Source organism: Alienimonas chondri, from assembly GCF_013036045.1.
Taxonomy (GTDB): domain Bacteria; phylum Planctomycetota; class Planctomycetia; order Planctomycetales; family Planctomycetaceae; genus Alienimonas; species Alienimonas chondri.
This window is the reverse complement of the sequence record NZ_WTPX01000131.1, coordinates 1-13393: the sequence shown is the minus strand read 5'-3', so window position 1 is coordinate 13393 and position 13393 is coordinate 1. Positions and strand designations below refer to the sequence as shown.

The 13393-nt window shown below is 68.2% G+C and carries 10 protein-coding genes; 7 read left to right on the top strand and 3 right to left on the bottom strand.

What is annotated here, in order from left to right:
• Positions 1–158: 158 nt before the first annotated feature.
• The gene (locus tag LzC2_RS16580; RefSeq protein WP_171189057.1) at positions 159–2075 is read left to right on the top strand and encodes a hypothetical protein; all 1917 of its coding nucleotides are present in this window, start codon (positions 159–161) and stop codon (positions 2073–2075) included.
• A gap of 100 nt (positions 2076–2175) precedes the next feature.
• Here LzC2_RS16580 and LzC2_RS16575 read toward each other — a convergent pair whose 3' ends face one another.
• Positions 2176–2928: a 3-keto-disaccharide hydrolase gene (locus LzC2_RS16575; protein ID WP_171189055.1), complete on the bottom strand. Its 753-nt coding sequence runs from the start codon at positions 2926–2928 to the stop codon at positions 2176–2178.
• A 132-nt stretch (positions 2929–3060) separates the two neighbouring features.
• On the opposite strand from LzC2_RS16575, the gene LzC2_RS16570 reads away from it, so the two are divergent.
• From LzC2_RS16570 to LzC2_RS16545, 6 genes are all read left to right on the top strand, one after another.
• On the top strand, positions 3061–3801 hold the full coding sequence (locus LzC2_RS16570) for a hypothetical protein (protein WP_171189053.1): 741 nt from the start codon (positions 3061–3063) through the stop codon (positions 3799–3801).
• Between the two features lie 4 nt (positions 3802–3805).
• On the top strand, positions 3806–4258 hold the full coding sequence (locus tag LzC2_RS16565; RefSeq protein WP_171189051.1) for a transcriptional regulator: 453 nt from the start codon (positions 3806–3808) through the stop codon (positions 4256–4258).
• A 35-nt stretch (positions 4259–4293) separates the two neighbouring features.
• Complete coding sequence (gene ispH, locus LzC2_RS16560) at positions 4294–6021, top strand: 4-hydroxy-3-methylbut-2-enyl diphosphate reductase (protein WP_171189049.1); 1728 nt, start codon at positions 4294–4296, stop codon at positions 6019–6021.
• 111 nt (positions 6022–6132) lie between these two features.
• Positions 6133–6336, top strand: coding sequence for a hypothetical protein (locus tag LzC2_RS16555; protein WP_171189047.1), 204 nt, complete (start codon positions 6133–6135; stop codon positions 6334–6336).
• A 22-nt stretch (positions 6337–6358) separates the two neighbouring features.
• A complete protein-coding gene (locus tag LzC2_RS16550) occupies positions 6359–8086 on the top strand; it encodes a purine-cytosine permease family protein (protein WP_171189045.1) in 1728 nt (575 codons plus the stop codon).
• 24 nt (positions 8087–8110) lie between these two features.
• Positions 8111–9607: a mannitol dehydrogenase family protein gene (locus tag LzC2_RS16545; protein WP_171189043.1), complete on the top strand. Its 1497-nt coding sequence runs from the start codon at positions 8111–8113 to the stop codon at positions 9605–9607.
• A gap of 39 nt (positions 9608–9646) precedes the next feature.
• Here LzC2_RS16545 and LzC2_RS16540 read toward each other — a convergent pair whose 3' ends face one another.
• Together LzC2_RS16540 and LzC2_RS16535 are read right to left on the bottom strand one after the other, a co-directional pair.
• On the bottom strand, positions 9647–11950 hold the full coding sequence (locus LzC2_RS16540; protein WP_171189041.1) for a SpoIIE family protein phosphatase: 2304 nt from the start codon (positions 11948–11950) through the stop codon (positions 9647–9649).
• A gap of 153 nt (positions 11951–12103) precedes the next feature.
• A complete protein-coding gene (locus tag LzC2_RS16535; RefSeq protein WP_171189038.1) occupies positions 12104–13318 on the bottom strand; it encodes a glycosyltransferase family 4 protein in 1215 nt (404 codons plus the stop codon).
• Positions 13319–13393: the final 75 nt, after the last annotated feature.

Genomic DNA, 13393 nt, shown 5'->3' with positions numbered 1-13393 from the left:
GGGCGGGGGCGATCCTTCGGGGCGCCATCATACGGCCGGTCGGCGGGCCGGCAGCCCTTCGTTCATCGCCTGACAGTTCGTGATGGGGAACTGCCCGGGGATGGCCGGGTCGAAACATCGTTAGATTCGAGGCTCACGCTCACCTTTGGACCGGCTCGATGCCCCGCCTGCCCCGCTTTGCGTCTCTCGTCGGCTTGGTGCTCGCCGTCGGCGTCGCCCTGCTGCTCCCTGCCCCCGCGACGGGACAGGATTTCGACGACCTCATCAAAGGGTTTAAGGAACTCCGCGACGTCAAAGAGCGGTTTGAGGATCTGGAAGAGAAACTCGATCGCGAGCGGGACCGGATGCGCGAGCGCGAGCGGGACGCAGAGGCCCAGCGCCGCAATCCGCCCGACGTCCGCCCCGGGACTCCTCCCGCCGGCGGTCCGTCCGGCCTGTACGGTCCGAATCCCGCGCCGCGGCCCGCCGGATCGGCGGAGGCGCCGAGCCAGTATGGTCCGGGCTGGTACGGCCCCGCCTCGCCGTACGCGCCGCCCGGATCGCCGGGCCTGTCCGGCGGCGGGCCGTTGAGCGGGGGAACGAATCCGCTGCTCGGGCGACCGAATCCCGGGTTCGACGCCCTCGCCGCCGCGGACCCGCCCGGGACGGCGGACGCGGCGGTCTACATCATGCGCAACCCCACCCTGCGGACCGGGCGCTATCAGGTCACCGGCGTTCCCGGCGGGCCGGTCGCGGTGCAACCAGTGCCCGAGCAAACGAACGCGGCCTCCTTCGACCAGAACGTCGCCCGCGGCCTGCGGGACGCCGCAGGCGCCCAGATCGTCGCCCGTCAGACGTTGAATGAGATCGCGGACAAGTTGCAGGACGTGCGATACGCGTTGCGCCGATCCGGTTCGGACTTCCCCGGCGGAACGAACGCGGCACGCGGACTGGCCGATCGCGCGGAAGACGCGGCGGCGTCGACGGTCGCTCTTGCGGAAGCGTTCCGACCGGAAAACGCGACCTTTGTTTCGATTCGGGAGTTGGGCGCCGACGGCCCGAACGCCGTCAGGTTGGCGGTCTGGTCCGATCGCGATTACGCCCGGTTGGAAGCCGCCTTCCAGGCATTCGAAGCGACGGTCCCCCGCTTGGCCGGGGACCTGGCGAACGCTTCGCCGTACCTCAGTCAGCGGGCGGCGGAGATCGATCGGCTGCACCTCGCGGTGGACGGCTGCTTCGACCAATTGCGGGGGGTGCGGGGGCGGTTGCCGCAGCCGGGCGGGCCGTTGGGAGCCGGAATCTTGAACCGACGCCCCGTCGGCGGAGAGGAGCGCCTGCACCTGTTTGCGCTCGCCGCGCGGCTCACGGAGCGAACCGCGGACCTCGTCGACGCCGCCGCCGCCGACCCGTTATTGGGCTTGCAGGCGCGCATTCGAGCCGCGTCGCTGTTTGACGGGGCGAACGCCGCCAGCGACGACCCTGTCGTCGCGGCGACCCAGGTTGAAGGAGCCTCGCTGGCGCTCGCTGCCGCCTTGGCCGAGGGAGCGGACGGAGAAACCGTGGCCGCCGCGGACGTGGAGTTCGAACGAGCTTGGTCCGAGTGGCAAACGATCTTTGAGGCGTCGGTCGGCCGGACCGGCCCGACCCCGGAGACGCAAGCCGCCGTCGCGGCGATTGAGGAGGTGCACGATGCGCTACACGGCGCCGTCCCGGCAGCCCCCGGCGGGGGGAACGGCGGCGGGCAGAATCCGGCGGCCGCGGCGACGCGGCTGGCGACGTCCGCCGCGGACTTCGCCCGTCAAGCGCCGCAGCTCAATCTGGACGCCCTCCGCCGAACGAACCGCAATCAGTTCCTCACCGCGGCGAGCGGGCTGTCGGCGGCGGCGGGGTATTACGCAGCCGTGTCCTCGAATGCGCCCGTCGGTTCTCCCGGGGAGCGCCGGGCCCGCGGGGTGCTGGAGGCGTCGATCAATGACGTGGCCGACGGATTGAACGAGTTGACGGCAGGCGGTCGTGGGGACGCCGCGGCAAACCTCGCCCGCGGGCTGCTCGCCGACCTGTCCTACTGGCAATCGGCGGTGCGAACGCGGGAGTAATCGAAGCCGGCTTCCGCTCGCGGCCAGCGACGCGAGCCGCAGCCGGGCGACATCGATCGCTCGACGGGACCCCGGCTCGCGCCTCGGACTGCCGCGGCGTTCACAGCGTCTTCATCTGGAACATGCGGAAGCGGACGGTCAGCGGGTCGCCGGAGTGCAGTTGCAGGCCGATCAGCCCCTCTTTGCGGCCCTCCGGGTCGACGAGGTCCACGCTGGGTTCGCCGTTGATCCACGTCTGAATGTGGTCGCCCTCCGCCCGGATGCGGTAGAGGTTCCATTCGTTGGGCATCACGGCGTCCTCGGCGGCTTCGTGGTCCGGGTTCCCCTTGGCGGGATAGAGCAGACCGCGGGCGCTTTCCTCGTAGAGCTTGCCCCACCAACCGGCCGCGGCGTCGGCCTGATAGCCGCGCATCTCGCTGTCCAGGCCGGGCGTTTCGCCCTCCTCCGCATTCTTGAGGAAGCGTTCGCTGCGAAACTGGACGCCGCTGTTCGCCTCGTTCGGGGTGAGCTTGATCTCGAACGACAGATCGAAGTCGCCGAACGTGCGCTCGGTCGTGAGGAAGGTGTTGTGATCCAGCCCCGGCGAGGTCCCCACGATGGTCGGGACGCCGTCAAGTTCCTCGACCGTCCACAGCCCCGCCTCGCCCTCCCATCCCGCCAGCGTCTTGCCGTCGAACAGTTCCACGGGCTGCCCGACCTTCGGCGGGGCGTCCTCGGTTTCTCCGGGCGGCTCGACCTCCGCGGTCGGCAGTTCGGTGGACGGGGGATCGTCGGTGCAGCCGAGGCTCACGAGGCCCGGCAGCACGGCCAACAGTACGGCGAACCGGGAGGAAAACGGCGGGACCGGGGGCATCTCAGCTTCCGAACGGGGCGAGTCACGAACGAAGCCAGCGTACCGGATCGCCGGGAGCCGGACCGCTTCGCACGAACCGGGTTGACGGGACGCGGCGCCCAGATGGATACTCTCCAACAGAGAGTCATCCCCATGCCGCTTTCCCGCTCCGCCCCGCCGCCGGACGTCGACGACCTGATCGGGTCGCTCGGCACGCCCTTTGGGTCGGCCGAGCTGTCTGTGCTGCGGCGGCAGGTCGCCGCGGTGCGGGCGGCGAGTCAACGGGCGGGGACGTTTCGCGGGTTTCGCTCGTTGACCGTGGGGTTCAGCGCCGTCGCGGCGGTGGCGACGGGCTGGTTCGCTCCGCTGCCGGAGGAACTTGTCATCATCGACGGCGTGCCGATCGTCTACGCCCCGGACGCTTGGGTCGTCGTCGCGGGACTCTGCTTCGCAGTCGCGGCGGGGGAGATGCTGTGGCGGGCGAAAGGGTCGTCGTACGGCTTGGCGATGGTCTGGACGGCCGCCGGTCAGTTTTTGCCCTGCGTCGCGGCGGGAGCGGCGGTGACGTTCGTGGCTCAATACCTGCGTCCCGAGCTGCTCCTCAACCTGCCGGGGCTGTGGGCGTTGCTGTTCGGGCTGGGCGTGTGCAGTTGCGCCCGATTGTTGCCGCGGGCATTTTGGGCGATCGGGGCGTGGTATCTGACGGCGGGGTGCATCGGTCTGGCGGCGCCGCGATTGGGAGCGGGGATGTGGTTCCTGCCGGCGGTGTTCGGCATCGGACAGGGGGCCACCGCCGGCCTGCTCTACCTTCTGGTGGAACGCCCCGAACGCCTCGCCGGCCGCCATGAAGGCTGGGGCGAACTCGACGACCCGGCCGATTTGTTCTCCGCGTGACCCGATGACCGCCCCCAAGAAGCGCCGCCGCCCCGAGAAGCTCTCCGACGGAGAGACTCTGCCCGCTGAAAACGCACGCCCTCACTCCGCTGCGACCGGGCCGGCCGCCCCCGGGCGGTTCGACTACGCCGGCCTCGACCGCGTGCTGCACGAGCGGGCGCGGTTGGGGATTCTCACCTCGCTCCTCACCCACCCGGACGGGCTGCTGTTCGGCGAGGTCCGCGATCTGTGCCAATTGACCGACGGGAACCTCAACCGGCACCTGTCAGCCTTGGATGAGGCGGGACTGGTCGAGTTGTGGAAACGGGGCGCCGGGCGCGGTTCTCGCACGCTCTGCAAACTGAGTCCCGACGGCCGCGTGCGATTCCTCGCCTACCTCGCAGAGTTGGAACGCGTCCTCGCCGACGCCGCCCCCGCCGCCGAACGCGATCCGACGCAACTGCGGTTCGCAGGCTAACCCCGGCGTCCCCGTCCCCTTCTGAACGGCTCGATATGCAGCATTCAAACGCCCTCCCCGCGCCCGATAACTCTGCATTGCAGAACAATAACGAGAGGCTGCGTGTCGTTCGCGCCTGGGCGATGGGGTTTTGCTTCGGGGTGCGGGATGCGCTCGCGGCGACGCGGGCGGAGCGGGAGCCGTCCGCGGTCACGGTGCTGGGGGAGCTGGTGCACAACGCGGACGTCACGGGCGAGTTGGCCGACCGCGGGTTCCGCTCGCTGCCGGGACCGGGGGACGCGGCCGCGGTCCGCACCGCCGCGGCGCTCGTCACCGCGCATGGCGCCAGTCACGGCGACCTCGCTTCGCTGCGGGGAGCGGGGCTGCGGGTGATCGACACGACCTGCCCCCTGGTCCGGCGGGTGCAGGACGCCGCCGCGGAGTTCGCCGCGGAGGGGCGGTTCGTGGTGGTCGTCGGCGTGCCGGGGCATGCGGAGGTGAACGGGGTCATCGGCGATCTTTCGGAAGAACAGTTCGTCGTCGTTCGAGACAAATCGGCGGTGCGATGCTGGCCGTGCAACCGGCTCGGCGTGGTTCAGCAGAGCACGACCGACCCCGCGACCACCGTCGCGGCGATCACGGCGGTGCAAAGGCTCAATCCGCAGGCGGACGTGGCGGTCGCGGACACCGTCTGCAAACCGACGCGCGACCGGCAAGCCGCCGTGCAGGAATTGTGCGAGACGCTGAAACGGCAGTCCCCGCAGTTCGGGACGCCGACGGTCGTGGTGGTCGGCGGGAGGAACTCGCACAACACCGCCCGACTGGCCGCACTGTGCGAAGCGGAGGGCGTGCGAGCCGTCCGCGTCGTCGGGGCGGACGACCTGAACGCCGCGGCGTTCGCGGGGTCGACCGTCGTGGGCCTCACCGCGGGGACGAGCACCCCGGATGCGACGATCGACGCCGTCGAGCGCCGCCTGCAATCGTTCGAGACTCGCCCCCCATTTGCAGATAAGCTCTGCAACACAGACCGAAAGCGAGACTGGCGGCGGTGGTCAGCGGGGGAATGGACGGCCTATTTCCGGGCGAACGGAGCGCGACGCGACGATCCCGCGGACCCGTGGGCGGTTCCCTGGCCCTGTGCGCCGGGCGAGACGCGGCCGACGTTGTCCGCGGCGGAGCGAGCCGCGGTCGTCGAGTCGATTCGCATGTTTCAGCTGGGCGAGAGCGGCACGGGTCGGTTCCTGCTGCGATGCGCGGCCGCTCACGTGGCCGCGGGCGGCGACGCGGACTATCCCGACGCCCTGCGGGAGTTCCTCGCCGAGGAGAACCGCCACGCGGCGGAACTGGGACGGTTCCTCGATGCGGAAGGCGTCCCGCGACTGCAACGCGGCGAGAGCCGGGCGGCGGCGGCGTTCCGGGCGGCGCGGCATCTCATTCCCGCCTCCGAAGCCGGGTTGGAGTGGGCGATCGTCGTCCTGCTGAGCGCGGAGCGGGTCGCGCTCGCCTATTACGCGGCGCTGCGACAGGCCACCGCTTCCCCGACCCTGCGGACGCTCTGCCGCAACGTCCTGCGGGACGAAGTCTGGCACCTGCGATTTCAGTCAGACCGGTTGGCGACTCTGCGGGCCGGGCGCGGCGCCGTCGGTCGGGCGCTGTCGCGGGCGGTGGAGGGCGCCGCGCTGTTCGCGGCCTGTACGGTCGCCTACCTCGCCCACCGAGCCGTGTTTCGCCGGGCGGGCATGGGGTGGCGGGCGGTGCGACGACGCGCCGGGGCGTCGGTCTGAAGCGGGGAACCGACTTCGAGGAACGCCGCGAACCGGGCCGCTTTGACCGCTGTGCGCGGCCCGGACACAATCGCAAGCGCAGATGCCTTCGATTCCCCCGAGCACAGAGCGATGAGCGACCTCGTCACACCGGCGGTGAGCCGACTGGGCGTCTCCGAGGGGCGAGCGGAGGACGGGCCGGGCCTGCTGCTGGAGGCCGCTCCGGAACCTCTGCCCAAGGTGGATCGCCGGAGGGCGGTCCCCGGTGAAAAATCGGGCGATCTCAAAGCCTGCCGAGACGCTCCTCTTGAAGTTCCCCCGAAAGACGTTCTTTAAATATCATGATCGCCAACCCGGTATGAGTACAGAAACGGCGCCGCAGTCGATCGCGGCAATCAAGTCGGAACAGCTGCCGATTCCCGATCATCAGTTGCACGGCTGGACTCATTTTCTGGGCCTCTACGCGGGCGAACACGTCGCCGCGACGGAGTTCGTCATCGGGGCGACGTTCGTGGCGCTGGGCGCCGCGACGCAGGACATTTTGATCGGCCTGTTGGTCGGGAACGTGCTCGCAATCCTGAGCTGGACGTTGATCACGGCGCCGATCGCGGTCCAGACCCGGCTGAGTCTCTACACGTATCTGCATAAGATCGCGGGGGACTCGATGACCAACCTTTATAACTGGGCGAACGTCCTGATCTTCACGGTGATCTCGGCAGCGATGATCACGGTGTCCTGTTCGGCCGTGCGACTGTTGTTCGGCATCCCGGCGCAGTTGCAATGGTATCCGACGGACGGACTGTTCGTGCTGATCGTGCTGGCGGTCGGGATGATCGTCGTCGTGGTCGCCATGTACGGCTTCAACGCGGTCGCCGAATTTTCGAGCATCTGCGGTCCGTGGCTGGTGGTGATGTTCACCAGCGGGGCGTTGGCGCTGTTTCCGGCGCTGGCGGACTCGGTCCTCGGCCGCACGCAACTCGCGGGGTTCGGAGACTTTCTCGCAATCGGCGATCATTCCATTTGGACCGGCGTGAACAGCGAGGGGGAACCGGGAATCGGCCTGTGGGAAGTGATCGGCTTCGCCTGGGCGGCCAATACGATTACGCATTTCGGTTTGATCGACATGGCGCTGCTACGCTACGCCAAAAGTTCCTTATACGGGCTTTGCAGCGGCGCCGGCATGTTGTTCGGCCATTATATCGCCTGGATCGCGGCGGGCATCATGGGGGCGGGGACGGCCGTCCTGCTGGATTCCTCGATCGTCGAGCTTGATCCGGGCGACGTGGCGTATCGGGCGTTGGGACTGTCAGGATACGTCATCGTGATCATCGCGGGCTGGACGACGGCAAACGCGAATCTCTATCGAGCCGGTTTGGCGGCCCAAGCGATTTTTCACGACTACTCTCGGCAGAAGGTCACCTTCACGGTCGGTTGCGTCACCGTGGCGATCGCCTGTTTCCCGTTCGTCTTCAGTCAGATGTTGCCGTTGTTGACCTACGCGGGGCTGCTGGTGGTGCCGGTAGGCGCGATCGTCTTCGCGGAGCATCAGCTCTTTCCGCGCATCGGATTGACCCGGTACTGGGCGACGTATCGCCGTTTGACTCATAGCACGCCGGCCGTCGCCTCCTGGATCGCCGGGCTGGCGTTCGGGTTCGGACTGAACGCGTTGAACGTCATGTCGTTCTTTTATCTGTTCCTGCCGACGTGGTTCTTCACCATGGGGCTGTACACGTTCCTCGCCAAGCGAGCCGGCGCCGGCAAGAAATATCCGGTCGAGGAGGCGAAAGAGCGTGAATTAAACGCCGCGATCCAGAACTTCCAAGCTCAACAGGCGCTCGAGGAGGGCGAGCCGGTCGCCGATCGGACGGCGGCGACTAAGCTGCTGCAGGGCCTGGCCTGGACCTGTTTGGGACTCACCCTCCTGCTGGCGCTGAATACGATGTTCCGCAGTCCGGATTTGGCGACTTACAACGCCCACGTAGCCGTCTTCTACACGTGGAGCTTCGTGTTTACGATCGCCTATTTCGCGTCCGCCTATTGGGTTCTACGACGCAAGAAAGCCCTGAACGTTCATCCGGCTCACTAAGCTCCGAAACCTACGACCGACGTCATGAGCCGCTCCATTCCGCTGACCCAGCAAAACCTCGCGAGGCTTCCCGACGAGATCGCCCGCCCCGAATACGATCGCAGCCGACTGCAGGCGGGGATCGTGCATATCGGCGTCGGCGGGTTCTTTCGCTCGCACGAAGCCTGCTATACGGACGGCTTATTGCAGGGCGAGAACGCGTATGAATGGGGTATTTGCGGCGTGGGGTTGCGGGAGGCGGACCGTAAGATGGCCGCGGTCCTGGAGAAACAGGATTATCTCTACACGCTGATCGTCAAACGCCCGGACGGGGGAATCGAAAATCGGGTGATCGGTTCGGTCATGGATTTTCTCCTGGGCTGCGACGATCCGCAGGCGGCCGTCGATCGAATGGCCGGTCCGGCGACCCGCATCGTCTCGATGACGATCACCGAAGGCGGCTATAACGTCGATCCCGACACGGGGGAGTTCGACTTTTCCAATCCGGACGCGATGCACGACGTGGATCATCCGGTTCAACCGAGGACGGTTTTTGGATACTTGACGGCCGCCCTCCGCAAACGGCGGGACGCCGGGCTGCCCGCCTTCACGGTTCAATCGTGCGACAATATCCAGCACAACGGAGATTTAACCCGGAAGATGGTCCTCGGCTTCGCCCGTCGGCAGGATCCTGAACTGGCGACGTGGATCGAGAGCGAAGTCTGCTTCCCCAACGCCATGGTCGACCGGATCACGCCCGTGACGACGGACGCGGACATTCAATATCTCAATGAGGAGTTCGGCCTCCAGGACGAATGGCCGGTCACCTGCGAGCCGTTCTGCCAGTGGGTCGTCGAGGACCGCTTTTCCAACGGCCGCCCCCGGTGGGAAACGGTCGGCGCCCAGTTCGTGCCGGACGTCACGCCGTACGAAACGATGAAGCTCCGGCTGCTCAACGCGGGGCACTCGGTCCTGGGACTGCTCGGATCGATCTACGGCCACGCCACGATCGCGGAGTGCGTGTCCGATTCGCTGTTCGCGACCTATCTCCGCCAATTTATGGACGTCGAGGCGACGCCCACGCTGGAGGCCGTCGAAGGGATCGACCTGAACACGTACAAGGACGGCCTGATCGAACGATTCGGGAACCCGAACATTCAAGACGATTTGTCCCGAATCTGCCTGGAGAGCTCCAGCAAACTCCCCGTGTTCCTCATCCCGACGGTCGAAGCGAACCTTCGGAGCGGCGGCAGCGTTCGCTATGCGGCGTTGGTGATCGCGACGTGGTGCCTCTATAGCGACAAGCACGCGGATCGATACGGCCGGCCGCTCGTCGTCGTCGACGGAATGAAAGACGCGTTGCACGCCGCCGCGGCGGGAACTCGCCACGACAAACTGTCGTTCTTGAAACTGAAATCCGTCTTTCGCGACCTCGCCGAGAACGAGCGTTTCGTCGACGAGTACGTCCCCATGATCGACCAAATCTACGCGAACCCGGACGTTTCCATTCCGATGCGAAGGATCACGGCGACCGAGGCCTGACCGCCCGGGAGAGCGAAACGTCTTCCCCGCGGCGCCCCGTCAGCCCGCGGACGTCTGAGCCGCGGAGCGACGGAGGGCGACGACGCAGATGTCGTCCGTCTGCGGACCGCAGCCGGTCCAGGCGGCGACGTCGGCGTTGACGGCGGCCATCACTTCGGCGGCCGTCCCGGCGGTGCGACCGAACAACGCCGCGAGCCGCTCGCGGCCGTAAAGGCCCTTGGCGCGGGCGTCGAGTCCCGTGCCGGCGGGGGCGTGCTTGCCGGCGCCTTCGCGAACGGCCTCGGTGATGCCGTCCGTGAAGATCAGCGCCCCCTCGCCGGGGCGCAACGTCCGGCTGGCAGCCGTGAACTTCTGCGTCCCGTCGATGCCCAGCGGCATGCCCCCGCTGATCTCCCCCAAAGGCTCGACGGCGCCGGCCACGGTGCGAATCAGCGGCGCCATGTGGCCGGCGTTGACCGCGTAAATCGAATGCGTTCTCGGGTCCAGCAGCAGCACCACGCAGGTGATGAACCGGTGCCCCATCGGGCCGGCGGTTAATTCCATATTGAGACGCTTGACCGCGCTGGGCAGCAGATCGGCGCTCTTTTTGTTCGCCGCGGCCAACAGGTGCGAGCGGGCCGCCGAACTCATCCGGGCCATCAATAACGCCGCCGGCACCCCCTTGCCGGCCACGTCGCCCAGGGCGATCGCCAAACGACCGTCCGGCAGCGGAATATAATCGAAGTAGTCGCCGCCGACGCTTTGGGCGGACTCATAGCGATCGGCGAACTCGTAGCCTTCCAGCGGCGGGGGACCCTGCGGAAGAAATCCCTGTTGAATGCGCGCCGCCAGTTGCAAGTCGCGTTCGACCTCTCGGCGATGGGCGGCTTCGACCGTCAATCGGGCGTTCTCCGCGGCGAGGCCGACCGGCACGGCAATCGCCGTCAGCAGGTCGAGATCGTCCTCCGAAAACTGCCGGGTCGGGTCGGAGGTATCCAACTGCAGCACGCCGAACGGCTCGTCGGCCCGGCCGTGCAGCGGGACGCAGACGACGCTCCGCAGATCCAGGTCCATCAGGCTGCTGGAGGCGTCGAACCGACTGTCGCCCCCGACGTCCAGGCTGAGGATCGCCTCGCCGGTGTCCATCACCCGCTTGACGATCGTTCGACTGATCCGCACCTCGCCCTCGCCGCCGGTGCCGGGCGCGGCGACCGGGCCGAATTCCAGCAACGGGCGGATTCGAGTGGCCCGGATCGAGGGTTCCTCGCCGGGGTTCTCCGCGAGCATGACGAACCCGCGGTCGGCCTGGGGGAACGCCTTGAACAGGGACGCCAACGTGCGATCCAGCACCCGGTCCAACCCGTCGCTGCCGGCGAGATCCCGGGTGATGGAGAGTACCGCCCGCAGCTTCGCCTCGGGATTGACGTCCAGCCGGACCCCGCCGATCCGCGTGGCCGGCAGCGACGCGAGCACGCCGGCGGCCTCGTCGGTGAACTTGTAGTCGTAGCGCGAATCGAAGTCCCCCGGCGTCGGGGAGCCGTCGCTGCCGGAGCTCCACGAGTGGTCGTCCGGTTCGGAGAGCTTGGCAGGCCGCGACTCCCACGATTCGACCGGCGGCTCCGGCCCGCTGGAGACGTCCGCGTTCGGGGAAGCCGCGTTCGGGGAAGCCGCGTTCGGGGCAGCGGCCGGATCGCCGCTCACGCTCTCGTCGTGCTCGTCGGTGGGGGAGTTCAAGCTGTCTACGGCCCCCGGTTCGCTCGGTGCGGCGCCCCCGGGGCCGGCGGCGGCGTCAGGGTTCCCCTCCGACTCCCCACGGGGCTCCACCGGGTCGGCGGTGACCATCGCCGCGTCGTTGGCCGGAACGTCCCCCGGGTGAGAATCGAGGAAGGATTCGTCCGAACTCCCCTCATCGCCGGACTGCGGCGGCGGGGTGGTGGCGACGAACCGCAGCGTCACGCCGCAGATGGTGATGTCGTCGCGATCCCGCAGTCGCACGCGCCCCTGCACCGGCTCGCCCCGCAGCAACGTCGCGTTTCGGCTCCCGAGGTCTTCCAGGAAGAACCCGCCCCCTTCGTCCGCGTCGCCGCGGCTGATGCGCGCGTGACGCCGGCTGACGGTGGGGATGTCCAGCGTCACCTCGCATTCGGGATACCGCCCGATGGTGACGATCGGGCAGGCGTCCTCGCCGCTGAGCGGAATGAACCGCACCGGACCGGCTTGCGGGTCGACGTCGCAATCTCGGGCGGCGCCCCGAGCCTCCCCCTCGCCGCTGACGTTCTCGCCGCTGATGTTGCGATCGAACACCGCGATGCCGCTGACGACCGCCGGTCCGTTCGCGGTCGGCTCGATGCGAAGGTGCGGCACCGGGGACGGACCCGAACGGGGACACGGTGAACGGCGTTGGACGGGGCGACGGAGGTCGCCTCCGCGAACCGTTCAGCGTACCCGCTGGGCGAGACGATCGCATCCAAGAGTGAGGCGGGCGTCCAGTTCCAATCATTTCCCCCGGCGAATTGATCAATTCCCGGGGAGAGGGGGGAAATCGCCCGTGCCCACGGCGGTTCCGCGTTTCCCGGCGACGACGTCCGCCGACAGCGCCCGAATCTGTCGCACCATCGTCGTGTGCCGAAACGGATCGGTGAAGCGCCGGCGTCCCTCGGCGCCGAGTCGCTCCCGCAGCGCCGGGTCCGCGGCGAGCGTCGCCAGCGCCTCGGCCAGCGCCGGCACGTCTTTGGGGGGCACGAGCACGCCGGTCTGTCCGGTCAGGCACACCTCCCGCGCCCCGTCCGCATCGAAGGCGACGACCGGCTTGCCGGCGATCAAGCCCTGCGGCAAGACCCGCGGCAGCCCCTCCCGCAGCGAGGTGTGTACGACCAGATCGCTGGCGTGCAGCAGGTCCGGGATGCGCTCGCTCGGCACCAGCCCGGTGAAGACGAAGCGATCCGTCAGCCCCGCGGCGGCGATCCGGCGTTCCAACCCCTCCCGCAGCGGGCCGTCGCCGATCAGCAGATACTTCAACTGCGGCGAACGGTCCTTCAACGCCTCCGCGGCGTCGACGAGGAAGCGCTGGCCCTTCAAATCGCTCAACCGGGCGACCTTCGCGGCGACCACGTCGGTCGGAGCGAAACCGAGTTCCTCCCGCCCCCGCTCCCGGACGGCGGCGCGGCCGGCGGGCGGATCGAGGAACGGCTCGACCAGCATGCCGCTGCGAATCGTGGTGAACCGCTCCCGCGGAGCGATGCCGGCGGCGACGTACTGATCCGTCATCGCGTCGGCGACGCTGATGAAGTGGGCGGTCTTCGGTCCGGCCCAGCGCTCCGCCGCCCGAAACGCCGCACGACTGACGGGATTCTGGAAGGGGTGGAAGCTCGGCCCGTGCACCGTGTGAATCGCCGGCACGCCCGCCTTCGCCGCCGCCGCCCGGCCCAGGATGCCCGCCTTGCCGGAGTGCGTGTGCACCAGATCCGGCTTCAAACCCACCAACAACCGCTCAAACGCCCGCATCGCCCGATAGTCGGCCCGCGGACGCAGGTTGCGGACCAATTCCGGCAGTTCGACCACCTCGAACCCCGCCTCGCGGGCGCGGTCCATCAGCGACCCCTCGCGGCCCAATCCCGGCCCGGTGACCAGCGTGACGCGATCGCCCGCCGCGTGCTGGCCCTCGCAGGTGAACAGGGTGTTCTCCTGCGCCCCGCCGAGGATTAAACGGGTGATGAAGTGAACGACGTGCATACGGCAGTCTAACTTACGTCTCCCCTCGCCCCCTTTTGGGGGAGAGGGGAGACGTAAGTTAGACTGCCGTATGCA

Bases quoted from the DNA above. Each gene is read 5' to 3' on its own strand.
- LzC2_RS16580 (WP_171189057.1), top strand. From the start codon at position 159: ATGCCCCGCCTGCCCCGCTTTGCGTCTCTCGTCGGCTTGGTGCTCGCC.
- LzC2_RS16575 (WP_171189055.1), bottom strand. From the start codon at position 2,928: ATGCCCCCGGTCCCGCCGTTTTCCTCCCGGTTCGCCGTACTGTTGGCC.
- LzC2_RS16570 (WP_171189053.1), top strand. From the start codon at position 3,061: ATGCCGCTTTCCCGCTCCGCCCCGCCGCCGGACGTCGACGACCTGATC.
- LzC2_RS16565 (WP_171189051.1), top strand. From the start codon at position 3,806: ATGACCGCCCCCAAGAAGCGCCGCCGCCCCGAGAAGCTCTCCGACGGA.
- ispH (WP_171189049.1), top strand. From the start codon at position 4,294: ATGCAGCATTCAAACGCCCTCCCCGCGCCCGATAACTCTGCATTGCAG.
- LzC2_RS16555 (WP_171189047.1), top strand. From the start codon at position 6,133: ATGAGCGACCTCGTCACACCGGCGGTGAGCCGACTGGGCGTCTCCGAG.
- LzC2_RS16550 (WP_171189045.1), top strand. From the start codon at position 6,359: ATGAGTACAGAAACGGCGCCGCAGTCGATCGCGGCAATCAAGTCGGAA.
- LzC2_RS16545 (WP_171189043.1), top strand. From the start codon at position 8,111: ATGAGCCGCTCCATTCCGCTGACCCAGCAAAACCTCGCGAGGCTTCCC.
- LzC2_RS16535 (WP_171189038.1), bottom strand. From the start codon at position 13,318: ATGCACGTCGTTCACTTCATCACCCGTTTAATCCTCGGCGGGGCGCAG.